General features: G+C 61.8%; 16 protein-coding genes, 1 tRNA gene and 2 pseudogenes. 3 read left to right on the top strand and 16 right to left on the bottom strand.

The window, feature by feature from the left end:
* Positions 1-6: 6 nt before the first annotated feature.
* The 9 genes from B2V21_RS06470 to B2V21_RS06430 form a co-directional block, all read right to left on the bottom strand.
* Positions 7-2,223: a polysaccharide biosynthesis tyrosine autokinase gene (locus B2V21_RS06470; protein ID WP_049862438.1), complete on the bottom strand. Its 2,217-nt coding sequence runs from the start codon at positions 2,221-2,223 to the stop codon at positions 7-9.
* Positions 2,220-2,669 carry a low molecular weight protein-tyrosine-phosphatase gene (locus B2V21_RS06465; RefSeq protein ID WP_286916370.1) on the bottom strand — a complete coding sequence of 150 codons (450 nt, stop codon included), beginning with the start codon at positions 2,667-2,669 and terminating at the stop codon, positions 2,220-2,222. Before B2V21_RS06465 ends, B2V21_RS06470 begins: the two co-directional genes overlap by 4 nt.
* A gap of 7 nt (positions 2,670-2,676) precedes the next feature.
* Positions 2,677-3,603 carry a glycosyltransferase family 2 protein gene (locus tag B2V21_RS06460; RefSeq protein WP_286916369.1) on the bottom strand — a complete coding sequence of 309 codons (927 nt, stop codon included), beginning with the start codon at positions 3,601-3,603 and terminating at the stop codon, positions 2,677-2,679.
* Positions 3,600-5,132, bottom strand: a complete 1,533-nt coding sequence (locus B2V21_RS06455) for a lipopolysaccharide biosynthesis protein (protein ID WP_286916368.1) — start codon at positions 5,130-5,132, stop codon at positions 3,600-3,602. The genes B2V21_RS06460 and B2V21_RS06455 overlap by 4 nt, the downstream gene beginning before the upstream one ends.
* Before the next feature lie 37 nt (positions 5,133-5,169).
* Positions 5,170-6,285 carry a DegT/DnrJ/EryC1/StrS family aminotransferase gene (locus B2V21_RS06450; RefSeq protein ID WP_286916367.1) on the bottom strand — a complete coding sequence of 372 codons (1,116 nt, stop codon included), beginning with the start codon at positions 6,283-6,285 and terminating at the stop codon, positions 5,170-5,172.
* 55 nt (positions 6,286-6,340) lie between these two features.
* The gene (locus tag B2V21_RS06445) at positions 6,341-7,111 is read right to left on the bottom strand and encodes a hypothetical protein (RefSeq protein ID WP_049862433.1); all 771 of its coding nucleotides are present in this window, start codon (positions 7,109-7,111) and stop codon (positions 6,341-6,343) included.
* A 738-nt stretch (positions 7,112-7,849) separates the two neighbouring features.
* Positions 7,850-8,632 (bottom strand): carbon-nitrogen hydrolase family protein, encoded by a 783-nt coding sequence (locus B2V21_RS06440; protein WP_286916366.1) that lies wholly within the window; start codon positions 8,630-8,632, stop codon positions 7,850-7,852.
* 29 nt (positions 8,633-8,661) lie between these two features.
* Positions 8,662-10,344 carry a flavin monoamine oxidase family protein gene (locus tag B2V21_RS06435; protein WP_286916365.1) on the bottom strand — a complete coding sequence of 561 codons (1,683 nt, stop codon included), beginning with the start codon at positions 10,342-10,344 and terminating at the stop codon, positions 8,662-8,664.
* A gap of 141 nt (positions 10,345-10,485) precedes the next feature.
* The gene (locus B2V21_RS06430) at positions 10,486-10,941 is read right to left on the bottom strand and encodes an Lrp/AsnC family transcriptional regulator (protein ID WP_286916364.1); all 456 of its coding nucleotides are present in this window, start codon (positions 10,939-10,941) and stop codon (positions 10,486-10,488) included.
* 329 nt (positions 10,942-11,270) lie between these two features.
* Between B2V21_RS06430 and B2V21_RS06425 the strand changes: the two genes are divergently transcribed.
* The 3 genes from B2V21_RS06425 to B2V21_RS06415 all read left to right on the top strand — a co-directional run bounded on the left by B2V21_RS06425 (position 11,271) and on the right by B2V21_RS06415 (position 14,262).
* Positions 11,271-12,707: a DUF2723 domain-containing protein gene (locus B2V21_RS06425; RefSeq protein ID WP_286916363.1), complete on the top strand. Its 1,437-nt coding sequence runs from the start codon at positions 11,271-11,273 to the stop codon at positions 12,705-12,707.
* 107 nt (positions 12,708-12,814) lie between these two features.
* Entirely contained in the window at positions 12,815-13,066 is a 252-nt protein-coding gene (locus B2V21_RS06420; protein WP_056845303.1) for a helix-turn-helix transcriptional regulator, read from the top strand.
* Entirely contained in the window at positions 13,066-14,262 is a 1,197-nt protein-coding gene (locus B2V21_RS06415; protein ID WP_056845304.1) for a type II toxin-antitoxin system HipA family toxin, read from the top strand. Before B2V21_RS06420 ends, B2V21_RS06415 begins: the two co-directional genes overlap by 1 nt.
* Here the strand turns inward: B2V21_RS06415 and B2V21_RS06410 are convergent.
* The 7 genes and pseudogenes from B2V21_RS06410 to B2V21_RS21570 form a co-directional block, all read right to left on the bottom strand.
* A complete protein-coding gene (locus tag B2V21_RS06410) occupies positions 14,243-14,380 on the bottom strand; it encodes a hypothetical protein (protein WP_376787138.1) in 138 nt (45 codons plus the stop codon). The two genes, B2V21_RS06415 and B2V21_RS06410, sit on opposite strands and share 20 nt — an antisense overlap.
* 40 nt (positions 14,381-14,420) lie before the next feature.
* On the bottom strand, positions 14,421-15,236 hold the full coding sequence (locus B2V21_RS06405; RefSeq protein ID WP_122743257.1) for a formate/nitrite transporter family protein: 816 nt from the start codon (positions 15,234-15,236) through the stop codon (positions 14,421-14,423).
* A gap of 172 nt (positions 15,237-15,408) precedes the next feature.
* A complete protein-coding gene (locus tag B2V21_RS06400) occupies positions 15,409-16,257 on the bottom strand; it encodes a Brp/Blh family beta-carotene 15,15'-dioxygenase (protein ID WP_286916362.1) in 849 nt (282 codons plus the stop codon).
* 2 nt (positions 16,258-16,259) lie between these two features.
* A complete protein-coding gene (locus B2V21_RS06395; RefSeq protein ID WP_192001452.1) occupies positions 16,260-16,952 on the bottom strand; it encodes a bacteriorhodopsin in 693 nt (230 codons plus the stop codon).
* Positions 16,953-17,251: 299 nt separating this feature from the next.
* Positions 17,252-17,328: transfer RNA gene (locus B2V21_RS06390), tRNA-Ile, on the bottom strand.
* A 14-nt stretch (positions 17,329-17,342) separates the two neighbouring features.
* A pseudogene (locus tag B2V21_RS06385) lies at positions 17,343-20,297 on the bottom strand (sensor domain-containing protein); the annotation flags it as partial.
* A gap of 367 nt (positions 20,298-20,664) precedes the next feature.
* Positions 20,665-20,751, bottom strand: a pseudogene (locus B2V21_RS21570) (RNA polymerase sigma factor RpoD); the annotation flags it as partial.

Raw genomic sequence — 20,751 nt, 5'->3', positions numbered from 1 at the left:
CGGCGATCACTTCTTGCTCGGCGAATAGTCGTAGCCGTAGGCAGCGCAGTCGTACTCGGCGGTGGACGCCTTGCGGATCACGCCGTTGAATATCGCGCCCTTGACCAGCACGCCGTTCTGCGCAAGACGACGCTTGCTGACCTCGATCTCCTTGACCGAACTCTGGCCGAAGCGAGCGACCAGCAGGGTGGTCCCGGCCTGGCGCCCGATCAGGCTGGCGTCGGTCACGGCAATCACCGGCGGGGTGTCGATGATCACCAGGTCGTAATGCGGCGACAGCTCGCGCAGCAGCTTGCTGAAGTTGTCATGCATCAACAGTTCGGAAGGGTTGGGCGCGGCAAAGCCGCAGGCTATCAGGTGCAGGTTGTCCACTTCGGTGGCATTGATCACCTCGGTGTTGCCCAGGCGCGCGGCCAGGGCGTCGGACAGCCCGTGCTTGGGCTGCAGGCCGAAGGATCGGTGCAGGTAGCCCTTGCGCATGTCGCCGTCGATCAGCAGCACGCGCTTGCCGGCCTGGGCAATGATCACCGCCAGGTTGGCGCTGACGAACGACTTGCCCACGCCGGGCATGGGGCTGGTGATCATCAGCACGTTGTTGCGTGCTTCCATCATCGCGAAGTGCAGGCTGGTGCGCAGGCTGCGCAACGACTCGATGGCCAGCTCGCTCGGCGCGGCCACGCTGAGCAAGCGCGATTCGCGGTTGGTCACACCCTTGCCACGTTTCTTCTGCAAACGTTCCTGCTGGCGCGACAGCGGCAGCGAGGCGTACACCGGCATGCCCAGGCTCTCGATCACCTCGGGGTTTTCCACGCCGCGGTAGAACGCCTGGCGGATGAAGATGATGGCCACGGCGACCAGGGTGCCCAACAGCATCGCCACCAGAACGATGACCGCGCGCATCGGCTTGACCGGCTCTTCGATGTTGCTGTCGGCCTTGTCGATGATGCGCACGTTGCCGATGTTGCCGGCGCGGATGATGTCCTGCTCCTGGCTCTTGTTCAGGACCAGGGTGTAGGTCTGGGTGGTCACCTGCATGTCACGGGTCAGGCGCAGCAATTCCTGCTGAGTCTCGGGCAGGCCCTTGATCTGCGCTTGCAGGGAGGTCTTCTGCGACTCGATCTGGCTGATCTGCTGGCTCAACGCTGCCGACGCGGGATGCTGACGGGTGTACAGGCGATCCAGGTCGGTGCGCTTGAGGCGCAGCTCCGACAGTTGGGCGTCGTAGGCGACCATCTGGTCGAGCAGGGCCTTGGTCTCAAGGGTGATGTCCACCGACTTGGTACGCATCTGGAAGGCGTGCAGGGCTTCTTCGGACTTTTCCAGTTCCTTGCGCACCACGGGCAGTTGCGAGCGCAGGAAATCCAGGCGCTGGGCCGCTTCGGCCGAACTGCGTTCCACGTTCTGGCGCACGTACAGGCGGCTGACTTCATCCAGCACGCGGTTGGCCTGGACTGGGTCGGTGTCGTTGATGCTCAGGTAGACGATCCCCGAATCCTTGCCCGACTCGGCTACGCGCAGACGCTGCTGATAGTCCAGCGAGGTGTTGAGCAGGCGGTTCTTCACCAGGCGAAATTCAGTGCCGGGGCGAGCGGTGAGCTCGGCCAACTGCAGGGTCACGCCGTTGCCCTGGCTGACCTCGCCGACACGGCCGCTGAGCAGTGGCGCGCCGTCGGTACCCACGAGGCGATACGTGCCGTTCGGCCCGGCGATCAGGGTCAGGCGCTCGCCCAGCAGGTTTGCCGGCACGTCCAGGTTGAACACGTCGATCTTCTCGCCGCCCCAGGCGAACGCCTCCAGACCGAACAGCGGCGCGGCCAGTGTCTGGTTGCCGGTCGGGGTGAATTCGCGCGCCATGTAGCGCCCGATCGCCGGGAAGTAGCGCGGCGTGGCCACCACGTCCAGCTTGAGGTCGCTGACCACCTGGCCCAGCACGGTACGCGACTTGATCAGCTCGATCTCGGTCACCGCTTCCGATACCGAGGACGGCTTGGTGTTGAGCTGTGGGGTCGCATCCAGACCGACCTTCTTCGGTTCGATCTGGATCATGGCGTTGGCCTGGTACACCGGCGTGGCGACCACGGCGTAGAAAGCACCCAGCAGCGTGAACAGGGCCACGACCCCGGCAATCAGTTTCTTGTGATCGAACAAGGTCCGTAGAATCGTCGCGAGATCGATCTGGGTGTCCTTGTAGTACTCCAGGTTTGAACGGTTCATCGCGGTCATCTTTGTCGATCCTCGGAACTCAGGTAGGGCAGCCAGCCTTCGATACACCGAGTCAATTCGGTGTAGGTCCTTTGAAAGGCGGCAATGGGGCGGCGATAGGGATCGTCGATTTCGAAATTGTCGAGCCACTTGCCGATCAGAAACGTTTTGCCGCGCGTGTGCGGGGCCTTGTCGGTGATGCTGCGCAACTGGCGCTGGTCCATGACCAGAATCAGATCGGCCCAACGCACCTGCTCGTCGGTCAGCTGGCAGGCAGCGTGCGCCGGCCGTGGCACTTGGTTGTCGGCCAGTACCTGTGCGGTCAGGCTGTCCATGTCTTCACCAACACAGGCCCTCAGGCCCGCCGATTCAACCTGCAGGTGCGGCGCGTGGTGACGCAACAGCGCCACTGCCATGGGGCTGCGGCAGATGTTGCCGATGCAGATCACCAAAACCTTGTTGATCATCTCGTCTTCAGCCTCTCGCCGCGGCCGGCGTCAGGCGCCGTATCAGGTTGCGGCTGACGTTGCCCGACACATGCAGCAGGGCGCGGAATTTCTGTACCGGACGGATCGCCGCCACACACATGCCGGACACCTGCACCAGAAAGTGCTCGTAGAGCACGCGGTCGCCCTGGCGGAAGTAGTAGTTGGCCAGGCACGCGTAGGTGTGCAGGGTCATCTGCAATTTGTTCTGGCCCGGGCGCTGGGAAAAGATCCCGCCAGGGTGCAGGCGGTAGCGTGCCGGGGCGATGTCGGCCAGGTACTTGCCCTTGCCGTGGGCACCGAGCATCGACCACCAGCACAGGTCCAGCACCGGCGCTTGCGCAAGCTCGCGGGGCAGCTCGTGCAGCACGTTGCGAAAGCAGGTGGTCAGGGTCGAGATCGGGCGGGCCTTGAGCAGGTCCATGGCGCTGGCATCGGCCTGGTACTTGCCGATCAGTTGGATACCCCGTTCACCTTCGCTGTCGAACGCCATGGCGTCGTGGTAGGTCAGCACGTAATCGGCGTTGGCTTCGAGGAAGTTCACCTGCTTCTGCAACTTGAGCGGGTCGATCCAGTAATCATCGCCCTCGCAATAGGCGATGTACTTGCCGCGGGCCCTGTTGAACAGCGCTGGAAAGCACCAGCGTCCCAGCTGGTATTGGTTGTGCTGATGAATCACCGGCTTGATGAGGTTCGGGTACTGCTCGGCGTAGCGCTCGATGACGTGCGTCGTGCCGTCGCTGGAGGCGTCGTCGTTGATCAGGATCTCGAAGGCGAACGTGGTGCGTTGCGCCAGAAAGCTGTCCAGGGTCTGCTCGATGTACTCGACCTGGTTGTAGGCCGGGCAGGTGATCGACAGCAACGGTTCCTGCCCCTGTGGCCAGGCCTGCATGATCTGTTGTTCGGTCCGCTTCATCGTTCGGCGCTCGCTCTGCTCAACTTGAGGAAGACCCGCAGGGCCAGTGGTTTGTAGGTGGCGGCCACCAGGGCCAGGGTCAGCACGCCACACACGGCCAGGGCGGCGAAGATCACCAGTCGGTCGCTGGAGCCGCCGGCAATGGCCTTGAACAACGGATGGGTCAGCAGCACGCCGAACACGGTGCTCAGGCTGATGCGCAGAATGTCGTGCAGCCAGGGCCGGTGCAGGCCTGGCGCCAGGCGCCGATGCACCACTTGTGGCCACAGCGCGAACGACACCAGGCGCAGCGTGAACCAGGTCACGGCCGCGCCCAGGGCGCCCCAGCCGTACACCGCGATGATCATTGCCGGCACGCTGATCACGGCCGACACCACGCTGTAGCCGATGTGCAGGCGCATTTCGCCGTAGGCGTATTGCAGGTGGTACTGGAACGCGCTGACCGCCAGGATGGCGCTGCCCAGGGCGTACCAGAACAGGATCGGCGCCCCCCACTGAGCGGCTTGTGTATCACCGCTCCAGGCAAACAGCAGCGGCTCGGCATAGAACGCGATGATCGCCGCCAGCGGAAACAGGAAGGTGCTGACGAAGCGGCTGGCACCCAGGTACAGGGCATGCATGTCGCTTTCGCGGCCTTCGGCGACCTGTACCGTCATGCGCGGCAGCAAGGTCTGCACCAGTGGGTTGATCATCATCATGATGCCGGTGGTCAGCAATGCGACCAGCGAGAAGTAACCGTATTCGGCCAGCGGCAGCACTTTGGACAACAGCACCTTGTCCAGCTGGGTCAGCACGATCCAGACCACGGCGGTCAGCGATACGCTGGCCGCGAACGGCAGGATCGGCTTGACCAGCGCCCAGTTGAACCCGCTCAACGGGGTCGGTGCAGGCAGGTGGCGGTAGGCCTTGGCAGCGAAGATCAAGGTCTCCACCAGCGCCACGAACAGCTGGAATTCGAAGAACACCTGCGCGTCCTGCGACACCCAGGTCACCAGCACCAGGCCGCCGAAGTAGCGCAGCGTGGCGATGAGCACGTTGGCGTTGTTCAACCAGGCGTGCATCTCCAGGCCTTGCAGGCCGCTCTTGTACAGCGTGGCGAACAGGCGAAGGCCAACCATCACCCCCATCAGAATCACGCAGTTGACGATGGTCTGCGGCTCCAGTGCTTGGGCCTGCAGCCAATGGGCGGCCATCCAGTCGCTGGCCAAGTACACACCCAACGCGCACATCAGTGCCATGGGCAGAAACACCAGCTCGAAGGAGCGCATCAACCAGCCGCCGATACGCTTGGCCGCCGCGCTGTCGCTGCTGCCCTGGTGATGAGCGATCTGGCGCACCAGCGAGGGCGACACACCGGCGTCGAGCAGCAGCAGCCAGGCCTGCATCACAGCATAGAAGCCGATCAAGCCATAGGCCTCGGCGCCCAGATGGCTGAGGTAGAACGGCATGATCAAGATGCCGATCACCAGCGCATAGGCCTGGCCCAGGTAGCTCAGGGCCGTGTTGTGGATGACCGAAAGCTTCTTCATCGACGCGTGCCCTGGTTCAACGAATTCATGCCTGTTTTCATACAGCGGTGGCCCATGAAACGGATTGTGGGTAACTCAGTTCGTGGCCGCGCAGCAGGGTGTCGATGACCTGGTCCTGAGTCGCCCGCGCCAGGCCGGGGTAGATGGGCAGGCAGAGCACTCGCTCGCTCAGGCTGCGCGATTGGTACTGGACCGCTTGCGGCTGCAGATATTCGAGAGTGTCGAGCGAAGGGTAGAAATAACGCCGTGGATTGATGCCGCCGGCTTGCAGTTCGGTGCGCATGGCCAGCACCTGGGTTTCGTTCTGCAAGGCCACCGGGAAATAGCTGTAGTTGACCTGGCTGTCGTCGGCCTGGCGTTGCAGGTCCAGATAGCCACCCAGGCGCTGGCGGTAGTAATGACCCATCTCGGCGCGACGCTCGAGGATGTTGTCGATGTCGTCGAGCACGCTCAACCCCATGGCGGCGCAGAATTCGTTGAGCTTGGCGTTGGTGCCCAGGCCCTCGATCTTGTCCACGTCGGTGATGCCGAAGTTGCACAGCTTGCGCACCCGCGCCGCGACTTCATCGTCGTTGGTGACGATCGCGCCACCCTCGATGGTGTGGAACAACTTGGTGGCATGGAAACTCAGGGTGCTGGCATCGCCCCAGTGGTACACGGACTGACCGGCGTGCTTCACGGCAAAGGCGTGGGCGCCGTCGTACACCACCTTGAGGCGATACTGACGAGCGATCGCTTCGATGCGTTCCACCGCGCAGGGGTTGCCGAACACGTGGGTGGCGACGATGGCACTGGTGTCGGCCTGCAGGCTGCCTGGAATCTGCTCCGGGTCCAGGTTCCACGTATGCGGGTCGATGTCGGCGAACACCGGACGAATACCTTCCCAGTGCAGCGAGCTGCTGGTGGCCACGAAGCTGAACGGCGTGGTCACGGCGCTGCCGGAAAGGCCCAGGGCGCGGTAGGCCACTTGCAACGCCAGCGTGCCGTTATTGGTCAGGATCAAGTGGCGCACGCCCAGGTAATCCTTGAGGCGCTCCTCCAGCTCGCAGCACAGCGGACCGTGGTTTGTCAGCCAGTGGGACGCGTAGATACGGTCCACATAGGCCTTGAACTTGTCGATGTCGCCTAGATAGGCCTTGGTTACGTTGATCATTCGCTGCTCCCTGGCGGCTCGCCATTCCCGTGGTATCCAACACGTTATTGTCCGCTCAGGACGCCTGACTTTTGCTGCGGGCGACTGCGCGTCGGGCGCGGTGCTGGTTGAGCCGCAGGATCATCCGTGTGGTCAGGCTGCCGGCATGAGGGTCACCGTAGTGGAACAGCGCAGTGGCACGCCGGTGCGCCGGATCGCACGGCTGGTTGGCATGCAGCGAACGGTAGCCCCAGAAGAAATACACGTTGCCAGGCTTCATGCGCAGCAACAGCGGCTTGAGCCAGCCGCGCTCGATGCACCAACCCATCAGGCGTCGGCACAGCGGGTTCTGATACAGCACTTTCTCGGCAGCGTTGAACAGCACGCTGCCCCGCACCTTGCGCAGGTTGGGAAACAGCACCAGGTCGCCGCGATCCTTGCCCTGCTCGGGGATGAAGATCGGCACCAGCATGGTCAGCAGGGTGGCATCGAAGTGAAACGCGTTGGATTCCTTCAGGCCGCTGTGGCCTTGCACGCAACGCAATACCGGGAACACCTGGTCGCTGGGCGCAGCATGGCCCTGGCCCTGCTCATGCAGGCGCGCCAGGTGCTGGCGAAACTCGCTCGACATCGCCGTGGCCGCCAAGCGGCTGCCCACCAGCGGCGCATTGCCGTGATAGGCGAAGTACTGATGGTTATGGCGCGCGGCCTGGTCATCCACATAAGCACGAAGTTCTTCCAGCACGTAGGGCGCCAAAGCGTTTTCCAGTACGGCATAGCCCTGTTCATTCATGTCGACCGCCAGGCGGTTCGACGTGCTTTCATCCAGGTTGAACAAATGTGACATGAGGAAGAACCCTCCTTGGACACGCGGTTGATTGAACGCCATAACTAACGTTCTCTGTGTTTGGGCAAAGCTACCGCCCGGTTCGTACTTGACGATCCTTGAAATGTGCAACTTCCAACTTCGCGTACTGCAATGAACATGACGGACTGCACAGGCCAGAGCACACGGCGCGGACCGCTCATTGAGGTCAGCGCTTACAGGGCAATGGGGTAGTCGTCGGGTCTGCGCGACACTCTTCGGCGTCGCTGCAACTGCTGTGTTGGCGGCAGATGCGGTGATATATCGGCTTTGGCGGGAGGACTGTCAATTGCTTTCGTCAAAAATAGCGCGCCGATTAGAATCGCCTTGATATAATTGCATATGCCATTGATTTATAAGGTAATTTATTTTTGGCGCTGGCATATTGCTGCTTTCTTTGACGTTTTTGAAGTTTTCCAGCTGGGGAGCCCGTCAGTGGACCGCAAACCCGCGCAGTTACTGGGCCCGATCATTTCGCAAGCGGCGTAAAACAGTAAAATCCACACAAAAGCCGACTATTTACCGTCGTCAAAAAAAAACCACCATGGGCAACAAAGCACGCCCATGATGGTTTATTGACATCACTCACTCACTCGCCCGTCCCGCCACACCCCCCATCCCAGTAGGAGCGGTCAGCGGCCGCGAAAAGACACTCCGGTGTGTCAGACACGCCCCAGTCAAGCTTTCAGGGTCCAAGACCCCGCCTACAAATCGGCAACATCAATAAAGCTCGGTCCGCCTGTCGTTCAGATAGGTGAACGCACTGCGCGCCGACGCCAGGGAGGCCTTGTCCAACGTGCCGACGATCAACGCCTCATCCCGACCTGCCTTGGCAATCTGCTGCCCATCGGCACCGGCAATGCTGCTCAGCCCGCAGTACTCGAACTCCATCTCGTTGCCGCAATAGTTGGCATACACCACGTAGCACTGATTCTCGAACGCCCGACTGCGCACGGTCACCTCGGCAATGAAGCCGTAGGGGACCATATTGGCGGTAGGCACCAGAATCAGCTCCGCCCCAGCAGCGGCCAGCCGACGCGCGTTTTCCGGAAACTCCAGGTCGTAGCAGATCAGCAGGCCCAGCTTCCAGCCATTGAGCTCGAGCACCGCAGGTGCCTGTTCGCCTGCGCTGAACATGGCGCGATCGGCGTCGCCGAACAGGTGGGTCTTGCGGTAGTTGCCCAGGCGCTCACCGGTGCGGTCGATCAACTGCACCGAGTTGTACACGTTGCCCTGTTCATCCAGCTCTGGGTAGCCGTACACAATGGCCAGGCCGAATTGCCGAGCGATCTGCGCGACCTGTTCGGCGTTGGCACCGTCGCTGGCCTGGGCCAGGTTGCGGGCCACGCCCGCACCGATGTTGTAGCCGCTCAGAAACATCTCTGGCAGTACCAAGAGTTCGACATCCCACTGTGCAGCTTCACGGGCGCGCGCCTGCAAGCGGGCAAGGTTGCCCTCGACGTCGAGCGGTTGGGACGGGCATTGGTACAAGGCTATGCGCATGCGGGCTCCTGTTGCGATCAAGGAAGCGGTCAATCCGACAGGGCAATGGGCCCCAATTCATCGAAAACATCCCCAGGCCCGGGGTTTTCCGGGTGAGTGTAGCCGTCGAAGTGGGTCATGATGCCCCACACCGCGTTCAGCGACGTCTGCACCGCGCCTTCGACCCAGGCAGGCGTCCACGACACGTCGTCACCGGCGATGAAGATACCGCGTTGTGCATCAGGCAACGCGCTTTGCATAAAGTGCGCATACATGCGCTGGTTGTAGCGGTAGTGGCCGGGCAGGGCGCCCTTGAAAGCGCCGAGGAAATACGGATCGGCTTCCCATGACACGGTGATCGGGTCGCCGATGATGCGCGCGGCGATGTCGACCTTCGGGTAGATCTTCTTCAAAGCATCCAAGGCCAGCTTGACGCGCTTCTCCACGGGATGGGGAAGCATCTTCAGAGCATCGCTCATCCAGGCATACGACAGGCAGATCACCCCCGGTTTGTCGTCGCCGTGGTCGAACAGGTAGGTGCCACGGGTCAGGCGGTCGGTGAGGGTCATGCTCATCAGATCGCGGCCGGTCTCGGGGTCTTTGTCCTTCCAGAACGGTCGGTCGACCATGACGAAGGTCTTCGAGGACTGCATGTAGCGGGTACGGTCCAGGGCCATCCACATCTTCTGCGAAAACAGCGTTTCCTCGCATTCGATCTGAGTGGTCAGCAACCAGCTCTGGCAGGTGGTCAGCACGGCCGCGTAATGGCGCGTGTCGTCCCAGTGATCGGTGACCGCAAAGCGGCCGTCGGCGGCCCTGGCGATCTTCTTCACGCCACCGCGCGGCGCGCCGCGGTGCAGCGACGCCAGGCTGGTGCCGGCAGGCCAGTGGACACAGCGCTCAGGCACATGCTTCCACAAACCCAATGGCACCTGCTCGACGCCACCGACCACCAGATGCTGGTGATCGTCGCAGTTGGTCATTACCACACGGAAGATTTCCAGCATCGAATTGGGAAAGTCCGAATCCCAGCCGCCGGTGCCGAAACCCACTTGGCCAAACACTTCCCGGTGATGAAACGACAGCTGGGCAAAGGCCTTGGACGTGGCCACGAAATCATAGAAGGTGCGGTCGTCCCACAGCGGCACCAGGGTGTTCCACAGCTCCTTGAGGCGCGGCACGTCGCGGTCGCGGATCGCCTGCTGGATATCGCCGAAACGGGCGCCTTCTTCCAGCGCGTCGGCCCAGGCGTCCGCGACCTCCTGAAACAGTGCTGGCAGGTCGGCCAAGGTCTGGCCGTAGTAGGTCTCGCCTTCCAGGTCGATCACCGTGCTGCCCGAGGCCGGGGTCAGCGGGTTGGGGAAGGGCTTGGTCTGCAGGCCGAGCTTGTCGACGTAGTGGTAGAACGCGGTAGACGACACCGGAAAACGCATCCCGCCCAATTCGGCGACGATATCCTCGGTGCCTTCGAACTTCTGCGAGCGCAGCCGTCCGCCCATTTTCGACGCCTCATAGACCACGGGCCGCAGCCCCAGCTTCATCAGCTCGTAGGCCGCCACCAGCCCGGCGATCCCGGCGCCGACGATGGCCACTTCGGCGCCATGGTGGTGTTCGGGGATCACCCCCAGCCCGGCCGGATGCTCGATCCAGTCGTCGAAGGCGAAGGGAAAATCCGGACCGAATACGGTGACGGGCTTCTTGCCGTCGGCGGGGTGACGCGAAGTTGGGCTCATGGCGGGACCTTGGCTGAACGAGGAAAACGCAGGTTCATTCTAGGCAAGGGTGATGAGGTTAATAAGACACAAAGTGTCGTCGATCTGACGTTTTATCGGTCGTAAAGACGTGTCGGCGCTGCATTGTGCAAAGCGGGGGGTTCAATCCCGGCGGTCGACCTTGTTGCTGAGGATGATCGACGTCGTGGTTTTCTCCACCCCGTCGACGCTGCCGATCTGGTCCAGCAGTTGGTCCAGTTGCTCTGGCGAGTCGGTGCGCAGCCATGCCACGTAATCGAACTCGCCACTCACCGCGCACAGTTGCTGCACCTGCGCCATGCCACTCAGGCGTCGTACCACGTCCTTGCCCGAGCGTGGCTGCACGGTGATACCGACATAGGCCTGCAGGCCGCCGTCCAACGCGTGCTGGCCGAGCCGCACACCGTACCCGCTGATGACCCCGGCGCTTTCCAGCCGAGCGAGCCGCGCCGTGACCGTCGTGCGCGCGATGCCCAATCCGCGCGCGAGCATCGCCACACTCTCGCGGGCATTGAGCTGCAGCGCGGCAATCAATTGGCGATCTATGGCATCCAGGGCAAGCGGGTGGCGGTCGGACAAGGCGGGGGCTCCATAGGTAAGTCAGTGGGGCGCATTAGGCCATTTATCGACGCCCGGCTCAAAGCAATGTTGCCAAGGGCGATCCTTCAGGTCTTTCAACCGCTGTTGCTCCTCGTTGCGTTAGTTGAATGGAAAGTTTGACGCAACGGATGAAAAGTCCGCTGCAACTTGCTGTTTCTGGCGTCAGGCGAACGACAGGCCGAGTGCAGTGGATTGATTAAATTGAAGTGGCAAAACAATTAATCCCTCTATAGTTCGCCTGCCGAACAGAGCCCCTTTCATACCCTGACCAAACAGTCCGCTGCTCGCGGCCATGGAGAGCAAGGAACATGAGTTCAACCCGTGGCATGCACCTGCCCACCGTAGTGGCCGGTCTGATGCTGGCCTGCGCCGTGATCGCCAGCTTTCTGGCCAGCAGCGGCCCGATTCAGTGGATGGACAACGGCCTGATGCTTGCCGAGGCCGCCGATGCCTCGTTCTTCAGCACCTCACTGGGGCCGGTCAGTCATCCGTTCCACGCCCTGGTGAGCCGTGTCGTCCACGCGCTGCTGGGCATGCACCTGCTCAGCCTGCTCAACGCCATCCTGTTGCTGCCACTGGCGCTGGTCGTGCATGGCCTGGCGGTCAGTGTCGGCGCTGCGCGCCACCTGGCGCTGCTGTCAGCCACGGCAACGGTATTGGCCCACGCCGTGTTCTGGGCGTCCACCAAGGCCGAGCCCTATGTGCTGCATGCCGTGCTGATCATTGGGGCTTACTGGCTGTGCTTCGCCACACCCGCGCGAATTGGCGCCACAGCGCGCCTGCTGGCCATCGGTGTGCTCAGTGGCCTGGCCCTGGCGATACACCCGTTGACGCTGGTGGTGCTGTTGCCGATGTACGTGCACCTGGCCATTCAGCACAGACTGCGCCTGCTGCTCGTCCTGCCTGCAATTGCGCTGGGGTTTGCACCCGCTTTGCCCGCTGTCATCTGCGATCTGGACAGCGGCATGAGCCTGTTCGAAATCGCTCGCCGTTACCTGGCCGGTCCCGACCAGTTGGCGATCATTCCCGGCGGCCGCAACGACACGCTGTGGCGTTTCGACGACATGTGGCACGAAAAGAACGCCGTGGTGCTGCTGGGTTTGTCATTGATCGGCCCGCAACTCATTGGCCTGCTCGTATGGCCGAAAACCCGCGCCCTGCAAGTGCTGTGGGCCGCGCTGCTGCTCAACTTCCTGTTCGCCGTGTCCTACGGCGTATTCGACCGCTTCACCCTGTTCCTGCCCGGCATCGCCCTGGCCAGCATCCTGGGCGTCGCTCACTTGGCCAGGTACCTGCCTGGCAATCGTTTCGGCGTCGCCGCGCTCTACCTTTCGGTCGTGGCCGGGCCGGCGGCCCTGCTGTCGATGTGGGGGCTGTACGCCAATGGCTGGGTCAAGCTGCCGACCCACACCGAAGCGTTGCCGTTTCGCAACGACATCCGCTACTACCTGGTGCCCTACCTGCAGGACCGCTCCGCAGAACAGTTCGCCCGCACCTACGAAACCCTGGTGCCCCCGGGCGCCCTGGTCGTCGCCGACCTGACCCCACTGGGCGCCCTGCGTTCGGCCCAGGCCAACGGCGCGCTACGCGGCCGCATCCTGCAAGGCTGCGAACAGAGCACCAACATCCCGCCCTACCTGAACGGCGCGGGCGCGTTCCTGCCACGCACCAGCTTTTGCGGGAACATTGGCGAGCAGTACCGGCTGCAGGAAAATTTGCTGGGGTTTCGCCTGCAGGCCAAGTAAGTGCTTCCGGAGAAGCCTGAAGGCTGCACTTTGTGTCAGGCGAAGCTTTATTTTCACAAGGGTTAGGTATACGTTACATTGACCTCAATTTGTCACGTATACAGAACATGGATTACGAGCTCATTGCTACCCGTCTGGGCGCGCAAATCCGGCAACGCCGCCTCAATCGTGGCATGACTCAAGCCGGGCTCGCCGCATTGGCTTTTGTAACTCGGCAGAAGGTCATTGCGATCGAGAAGGGCGACCACTCGGTCGGCATGACTGCCTATGCACGCGTGCTCGCTGCGCTGAATTGCGAACTCACGGTCAAACCTGCCGTGCTGCCCACGCTGGATGAAATTCACGGGATATTCGACTGATGCCGTCCCTACTGCAGGTTTCAACCCCGGAAGGAGAGAGCGGAAGAGTGATGCGCAGCGAAGATGACTACATCTTCCGCTATCGCCATGACGCTAGTGCCCACAGGGCGATCAGTTTGCTCATGCCCCCGCGTATGGATGACTACCGCCATCGCGAACTTCATCCCATCTTCCAGATGAATCTGCCTGAGGGTTACGTGCTGGAGCAGCTGCGTAATCGCCTGGCCAAGGTGACAAACGTCGATCCAATGCTACTCCTGGCACTTTCAGGCAGCAGTTCGCCCATCGGGCGAGTCGCAGTCAAATCGCCGGAAGTCGATGCGCTGTTGCAACGCCAACAGTTCCCCGGAGAAAGGCTGGATGAGATCCTCGCTTGGGATGGTGCCGAGGACATCTTCGCCAGCCTGGTTGATCGGTACATCCTACGTGCCGGCATCTCAGGGGTGCAACCCAAGGTGCTGGTACCCGAGCATCAAAACCACGCTCCGCAGCGATTCACTTCGAAAACGTCGGAACTGATCATCAAGAGCGGCCGAGATGAATTCCCTGGCCTGGCGATCAACGAGTTTCTCTGCATGTCCGTGGCCAAAGCAGCCGGCATCGTCGTGCCGGAATTCTACTTGTCCGATAACACCAAACTGTTCGTCATGCGCCGCTTTGATCGGGACGAGCAGCTCAACCCCATTGGCTTCGAGGACATGACAGCCCTCATGGGCCTAGCTGCCGAACAGAAGTACAGCAAGAGCTACTCGTCCATTGCCAGAGCTATCCGGATGTTCTGCGCCCCTGACCGGATAGAGCATTCACTGTCTCAGCTATTCGCTATCGTGACTCTCAGCTGCATCGTCGGCAACGGCGATGCTCATCTGAAAAACTTCGGACTGCTCTACGCCAATCCCGCCCTAGGCGATGCACGACTTGCACCCGCCTACGACATCGTCAACACCACAGCCTATATCCCTGACGATGTATTGGCACTGGACCTGATCGGCAACAAATCCATGTTTGCCTCGCGGCAGGGGCTGCTGGAGTTCGCCCAGCTCTGTGCTGTAGAGCAGCCGCAAGAAGTTATCCGCACGCAACTGCAGGCGTTGGAGCAGGTGCTGGCGAGCTCGGGTGAGGTGACGGAGCAAGCGCAGCACGTGGTCACTGCAATACAGAAAAGTGCCGATCCGTTCAGGCAAACATTTGGGTAGTTTGCCTTTCGATGGGGAGCTTGGCCCATGGCGATTTGAACAGCGTGATCAGCAACAGCAGCGGGAGCGCCCAGCTCAGCGTTCCCCAGAGCTGGGCGATGACAGGTGTGAAGTCCATTTCTCAACCTTGATGACAGTACTGATCCAGCCTGGCTGGATTACTTCGGCGTTTGCGCGCCACTGGCCGTGGACGACGCTTCGGAGCCGGTTGCCGTCTTGAAGTACGCCACATGATAGGCCAAGCCGACGAAGACCGCGCCGCCCACGGCGTTACCCAGGAATACCGGCACGAAATTATCGGCGAACTGCGCCCAGCTCAACGCCCCGGCAAAGATCGCCGCCGGTATGACGAACATGTTGGCAACAACGTGCTGGAAGCCGATCGCGACAAAAGCCATCACCGGAAACCACATGCCCACCACCTTGCCGACCACATCCTTGCTCGCGTAGCTGAGCCACACCGCCAGGCACACCAACCAGTTGCAGCCAATACCGGAGATGAACGCCTGCTCGAAACTGGCCGACACCTTGGCATTGGCGATAGCCACGGTCTTGCCCATGAAGGCGCCTTCGGTCAGCCCGACCAAGTGCCCGAAACAGTAGGCGACGAACAGCGCGCCCATCAGGTTGGCTAGCGTCACCAGCGCCCAGTTGCGCAGCAGTTGGCTCAAACCGATACGCCCGGCGAACAGCGCCATGGGCAGGCTCATCATGTTGCCGGTCAACAACTCGCCGCCGGCCAGTACCACGAGAATCAACCCCACCGGAAACACCACAGCGCCCAGCAGGTTACCCAGCGACGCCCAATCACTGGGGATCATGGTGCTCACATGAATGTCGAGAAGAAATCCGAAGGCGATGAAAGCGCCCGCCAGAAATCCAAGGATCATCAACGAAGAGAGGCTCAGATGGGCTTTCTTGAAGCCGCTTTCGACGGCAATTTCGGCAATTTGCTGCGGGGTATTCAAAGACATGGCGGGCTCGTGCGTGATCGTGGGCTGAGCAGGGGGAACGACAAGCTCAGACGGTGCGCGCATCTGTCGCACCGGGTGGTTACGTTACGGAGGGGGGCGGGAAATGGCCAATCGGCTGTTTTGATGGGGTGATTGAGGGAATCGATGATGCCTTCAATGCTCTGCCGGAAAGCTATCTCCCGACGAGTCGAGTTCCCTCACCGGATTGGCCAGCAGTGCCAGTTGCGGGCAAAAAGCGCGGCAGGATAAGCATGTGTGGCACTGCAAAGGCAGTCAGCACAGCGAACAAGGCACGGGTGCCAGTGTGCTCCTGGAGGAGGAAGAGCAGGCCGCCACCCAAGGTGAACAGCGCTGCGCCCAATAGTATTGGCCAGGTGAGCCGTAGATAGGCCGCTAAATCAGGTACGCCCAGCATTCGTTGACGAACCCGGGTCTGGGGCGCGGCATGCAATAGATAGAAACCCAGCGCAAAGCCTACTAGCGGTGGTGACAGCACTACCCCGAGCAAGGTGGTCGCCAACCAAAGACAGCGTCGTCGGCAGGAAACCAGCAGCAGTATCGGCAGCGCCACGCTGCCAACTGCGGCGAGTAACCACGTCAGCCACTCTGCGAGGGCATTGGATTCGCCCAAGCCCATGCTCAACGCCAGCAACCGAGTGACCTCTGCCTCGTGTATCACCGCCGGGCCACCGACAATGAAAACGCCCAATGCCAGCGAAGTCAGCCGATCGTGAAACACTTCATCCTCGTGGGCAAAATGCCAGACCGAGAGCAGCAAGAACAGCAGCAGAGCCGTCCTGCTTGCGAGTTGCCAAAAGACCAGGCAGCCCAGAGCCACCGCCAGATAAGCGCATAAAAAAACCCAGCGCCGGGCCGGTGCCACAAGGTGTAGGTCGCTGACGCCGTGCAAGAGCCCCAAGCCCAGCCCTACGGCCAGCGCAAACGTCAGCTGTCCCGCTCCCCCGCCTACGCTGGCCATTGCGGCGGTCAACAGCAATGCCAACCAGCCGCTTCGGTTCATTCTCAGGCGCCGGAATGAACAAGCGCCGCGCGCAGATTGCGCTCGGAGGTAAAGGCGTAGACAACCTTGGCCAGCACGTCGAGTACCAGAATGATCCAGAGGGTCGCTGCATCGCTGATCGCCCAGATGCCTTCCGGTCCGACGGCAAAGACAACGGGGTAGATCAGCCAGAGCACGGTGAGAAAGCCACTGTTTTTACGATAGGCCGCGCCGATTGCCGGAGACGCGTCGGAAAGCGCCGCCAATGGCTTCCAGATCAGATAGAGCACGCCGACGAATGCGACGCATGACCAAGCGAAGAAGACCCATTTGATGGTGCCATAGAGCGCCAGGGAGGCAACCAGGCCTGTCACTATCATCATTACGTCCAAGGTCACGATGGACGCCACGAAACCGGCCTGACCATCACGCTCGCGAGCCCCCAGATACGCCGAGCTGACAACGCCTGCCAACAGCAGGGGCGTGGTCAGGAGCCAATCGAAGTAGCGAGCGACATAAGTGATGCTGTCGTCCGGCTTGATCAGATTGCCGACACCCAAGTACATGGCGAGATACGCCGTAGCGGCGATGAAGGGCACAGCTGCATGGATCAGCGTATGGCCGCGCAGTGGCCCGCGATGAGCACCTTTGGCATAAATAGCCAAGGAGGCAAGCGACATGATGACGAAGCCGATGAGCAGAGGTGTCTGTGTCATGGGGATTTATCCAAATGGTCTATGAGATCGCATCGGCAGCCGCGTCCTTGAGAGAACAGGACGTTTGCTGGCGTTACAGTCCAGATAGAGGAGTCAACGGATAAATTGGTTCAGGATGTTTCAGCGGTGTCGAAAGCTGCGCTCGCCGATTTGATCAAGGGATCACAAGTCGAAAATCTTTCATGAATCCTCCTCTATGCTGGATCGAGAATTCACCTTGCAGCGTTGCACTACGGGACCGTATTGGAATGATCTCGCCAGAAATAAAAAAAGCCGCGCAAAGCGCGGCTCCAAAATCTTGGTGGGCCCAGCAGGACTCGAACCTGCGACCAAGGGATTATGAGTCCCCTGCTCTAACCAACTGAGCTATAGGCCCCAGAAGGCCGCCGATTATAGCGATGGATTGCAGGGAGTGCTATCCGAAAAATCCGTAAGGCGCATACGAAGAAAGGTCGCGGCGAATCGGTCGGGGGGCAGGGGGAGGCTGACGAGGTAGCCCTGGATCTGCTCGCAGCCTTCGCGGGCCAGGAATGCTTGCTGTGCGGCGGTTTCCACGCCCTCGGCGATAACGGTCAGTTGCATGCTTCGGCCCAAGGCGATGATGGCGCGTACGATCGCGGCGTCGTGGGGGTCGTCGGGCAGGCCGCGGACGAAGGACTGGTCGATCTTGAGGATGTCCAGCGGCAGGCGCTTGAGGTAGCTCAGCGACGAGTAGCCGGTGCCGAAGTCGTCGATGGCCAGTTGCACTCCCAGACGCTTGAGCTGATGCAGCACCACCAGCGCTTCCTCGGTCTGGCTCATGATGAAGTTTTCGGTGATCTCCAGTTGCAGCGATTGCGGGCGCAGATCGCTGTCGGCCAGCAGGCCTTCGATGCGCTTGAGCAGGTTGGGTTGGCGCAGTTGCGCGCCGGCCAGGTTGACCGACAGCGGACCGAACTCGTGGTAGAGCTGTTTCCACTCGCGCAGCTGCCGACAGGCCTGCTCCAGCACCCAATCGCCGAGCTGCAGGATCATGCCGTTCTCTTCGGCCAGCGGAATGAATTGCTCGGGCGGCACGTCGCCGAAGTTGGGGTGCTTCCAGCGGATCAGCGCTTCGGCACCTACCAGCAGATCCGAGTCGATGCTGAACTTGGGCTGGTAGCTCAGGCTCAGCTCATCGCGCTCGATCGCCCGGCGTAGCTCGTGCTCCAGCGCGATGCGCATGGTCGCCTGAGTGGTGAGGTCGCGGGTGTAGCTCTCCACGCGGTTGCGGCCCTTGGCCTTGGAGCGGTACATGGCGGCATCGGCGTTCTTCACCAGGGTGGCGACGTCGGTACCGTCCTGGGGATACAGGCTGGTGCCGATGCTGGCACTGGTGAAGAACTCATGGTCACCGGCCTGGAAGGGCGCAGCGAAGCAGGCCAAGACCTTGGCGGCAATGTGTTCCGCATCACTGGCGTGGGCCAGGCCCGGCAGCAGAATGATGAACTCGTCGCCCCCCAGGCGCGCCACGGTGTCGATGTCGCGCACCTGTTCCTTGAGGCGCTGGGCGATGCCTTTGAGCAGCAGGTCGCCTACAGGGTGGCCGAGGCTGTCGTTGATGTGCTTGAAGCGGTCCAGATCCAGGAACAGCACCGCGCCCTGGCCACCGGCTTCGTTCTGGCTGGCCAAGGCGGCGGCCAGCCGGCTTTCGAACAGGGTTCGGTTGGGCAGGCCGGTGAGCGGGTCGTGGTGCGCCTGATAGTCCAGCCGCGCCTGAGCGTGCTTGAGGCTGGAGATGTCGGCGAACACGGCGACGAAATGGGTGATGGCCTCTTCGCTGTTGCGTACCGAACTGATGGTCAGCCAACTGGGGTACAGCTCGCCGTTCTTGCGCCGGTTGCAGATCTCGCCCTGCCAATGCCCCTCGGCGGCCAGGCGATGCCACATGGCAATGTAGAACGCACTGTCGTGCTGGCCCGAGGCGAGCAGGCGAGGGGTTTCGCCCAGCACTTCCTGTTCGGAAAAACCGGTGATCTCGGTGAAGGCACGGTTGACCATGCTGATGCGTTGCTGGGTGTCGGTGATCAGCACGCCCTCGGCCGTGCTCTCGAACACCGTCGCGGCCAGGGTCAGCTTGTGCTGCATCTGCTGGCGCTCGGTGATGTCCCGGGCAATGGTCAGCATGCAGGCGTCCCCACCGATCGGCAGCGGCCGCACCGACACCTCACACAGGCGCACCTGGCCATCGATACGCCGGATGCGGCAGACGAAGTCACGAACGAAGCCTTGCCGCTGCAGCTTGTCCAGCAGCCGCTTGCGCTCGTTGGGATCGGCCCAGATGCCCAGTTCGAGGGTCGAGCGATCCAGGGACGTCTTGCTCTTGTGCCCGGTCATGATGCTGAAGCCTTCGTTGACCTCGATCAGCAGCCCATCGCTCTGACGGGTCAGCAGCATGCCATCGGGCGAGGCGTGGAACGCCTTGGCGAATTTCTCTTCGGAAATCTGCAGGCGCTGCTGGGTCTGCTTGAGTTCGCTGATGTCGCGCACCACCACGACCATTGCCGCCGTGGTTTCCAGCTGGAGCGGTTCGGCCGAGAGCAGGCCGGTGAAGCGCTGGCCGTTGTCGCGGCGAAAGGTCATCTCCAGGTTGCGGATGCTGCCGCCCTGAAGGCGCTTGAGCAGTCGCGGCGCGACGCCGTCCACGCCCCAGATGTCGAGCTCCGCTGCGCGCCGTCCGACCACCTGTGCCGCCTTGAGGCCGATCTGTTCCTCGAAGGCTTCGTTGACCTCAAGCAGGCAGCCGTCGCTGAGCCGCGCGATGACCAGAATGTCGGGACACTGTCGAAACACCGAGGCGAACTTCTGCTCGGACAGGCGCTGGGCTTCTTCGATCTTCTTGGTTTCACTGATGTCGATCATCAGGCCGCGCATCACCGGTCGCTGGTCATGTTTGATCAGGCTGACGATATCGCGCACCCACAGGCTGCGACCGTCCGCAGTAATCACACGGTATTCGAGGGAGTGCCCCACACCTGCAGCGGTTTGCTCGGCGCAGTATTCGCGCGCCCAGCTCGCGTCCTCCGGGTGCAGGATGCGCAGCCAGAAGCCGGGCTCCAGCCAGCTCTGCAACGGGTAACCCAGCAACGCCTCGGCATGGGGTGAGACGTAGCTGTAGGTGTAGTCGGTCGTGTCGGCTTCCCAGGCGATGGCCGAAAGGCTCTCGATCAGACCGCGGTAATGGTATTCGCTGCTGCGCAGCTCACGTTCCAGAGCGATGCGTTGGCTGATTTCCGACGTCAGACGCCGGTTGATGCGGATCACCACGCCCAGGGCAATGACCAGCATGACCAGGCCGGGCAGGCCGTAGATCAGGGCGGAGTACCAGTCACGGGCGGGCGCAGCATTGGCCGACGAGGCTAGCTGCGTCGTTGGCACACTGGCGTCTGGCGCCGCGGCAAGCAGGGGGCGCGCCTCGGCCACACTCGCGAGCAGAGGCGGATGTTCAACTAGCCCAAGCGGGTAACCAGCGGGAGAAACAGTGTCGGCGATGGCTGCCCCGGCGAGCGAAGTCAGCAGCACAAGTGCCGGCAGTCGATGCATGGCAGCCTCGTTGGACCATCGCAGGAAGGGCCAGTGTAGTCGGGCGCGGCAGCCAGCGGGAAGAGGGGGGCGAACAAACTTTGGGGTCATGGGTCCATCACGCAAAACCCCCGGCAAGGCCGGGGGTTCTGGTGGTGCTCGTCGCTGAGGCTTATTCGTCGAGGAAGGAGCGCAGGTGCTCGCTTCTCGCCGGGTGGCGGAGGTTGCGCAGCGCCTTGGCTTCGATCTGGCGAATGCG

This window comes from Pseudomonas sp. UBA6276, assembly GCF_002438365.1.
GTDB lineage: Bacteria > Pseudomonadota > Gammaproteobacteria > Pseudomonadales > Pseudomonadaceae > Aquipseudomonas > Aquipseudomonas coleopterorum.
The sequence above is the reverse complement of the archived record's forward strand: the minus strand, read 5'-3'. Positions and strand labels throughout refer to the sequence as shown.

What these genes read in the sequence shown, in the direction of transcription:
- B2V21_RS06470 (WP_049862438.1), bottom strand. Translation starts at nt 2,223, where the DNA reads ATGACCGCGATGAACCGTTCAAACCTGGAGTACTACAAGGACACCCAG.
- B2V21_RS06465 (WP_286916370.1), bottom strand. Translation starts at nt 2,669, where the DNA reads ATGATCAACAAGGTTTTGGTGATCTGCATCGGCAACATCTGCCGCAGC.
- B2V21_RS06460 (WP_286916369.1), bottom strand. Translation starts at nt 3,603, where the DNA reads ATGAAGCGGACCGAACAACAGATCATGCAGGCCTGGCCACAGGGGCAG.
- B2V21_RS06455 (WP_286916368.1), bottom strand. Translation starts at nt 5,132, where the DNA reads ATGAAGAAGCTTTCGGTCATCCACAACACGGCCCTGAGCTACCTGGGC.
- B2V21_RS06450 (WP_286916367.1), bottom strand. Translation starts at nt 6,285, where the DNA reads ATGATCAACGTAACCAAGGCCTATCTAGGCGACATCGACAAGTTCAAG.
- B2V21_RS06445 (WP_049862433.1), bottom strand. Translation starts at nt 7,111, where the DNA reads ATGTCACATTTGTTCAACCTGGATGAAAGCACGTCGAACCGCCTGGCG.
- B2V21_RS06440 (WP_286916366.1), bottom strand. Translation starts at nt 8,632, where the DNA reads ATGCGCATAGCCTTGTACCAATGCCCGTCCCAACCGCTCGACGTCGAG.
- B2V21_RS06435 (WP_286916365.1), bottom strand. Translation starts at nt 10,344, where the DNA reads ATGAGCCCAACTTCGCGTCACCCCGCCGACGGCAAGAAGCCCGTCACC.
- B2V21_RS06425 (WP_286916363.1), top strand. Translation starts at nt 11,271, where the DNA reads ATGAGTTCAACCCGTGGCATGCACCTGCCCACCGTAGTGGCCGGTCTG.
- B2V21_RS06420 (WP_056845303.1), top strand. Translation starts at nt 12,815, where the DNA reads ATGGATTACGAGCTCATTGCTACCCGTCTGGGCGCGCAAATCCGGCAA.
- B2V21_RS06415 (WP_056845304.1), top strand. Translation starts at nt 13,066, where the DNA reads ATGCCGTCCCTACTGCAGGTTTCAACCCCGGAAGGAGAGAGCGGAAGA.
- B2V21_RS06410 (WP_376787138.1), bottom strand. Translation starts at nt 14,380, where the DNA reads ATGGACTTCACACCTGTCATCGCCCAGCTCTGGGGAACGCTGAGCTGG.
- B2V21_RS06405 (WP_122743257.1), bottom strand. Translation starts at nt 15,236, where the DNA reads ATGTCTTTGAATACCCCGCAGCAAATTGCCGAAATTGCCGTCGAAAGC.
- B2V21_RS06400 (WP_286916362.1), bottom strand. Translation starts at nt 16,257, where the DNA reads ATGAACCGAAGCGGCTGGTTGGCATTGCTGTTGACCGCCGCAATGGCC.
- B2V21_RS06395 (WP_192001452.1), bottom strand. Translation starts at nt 16,952, where the DNA reads ATGACACAGACACCTCTGCTCATCGGCTTCGTCATCATGTCGCTTGCC.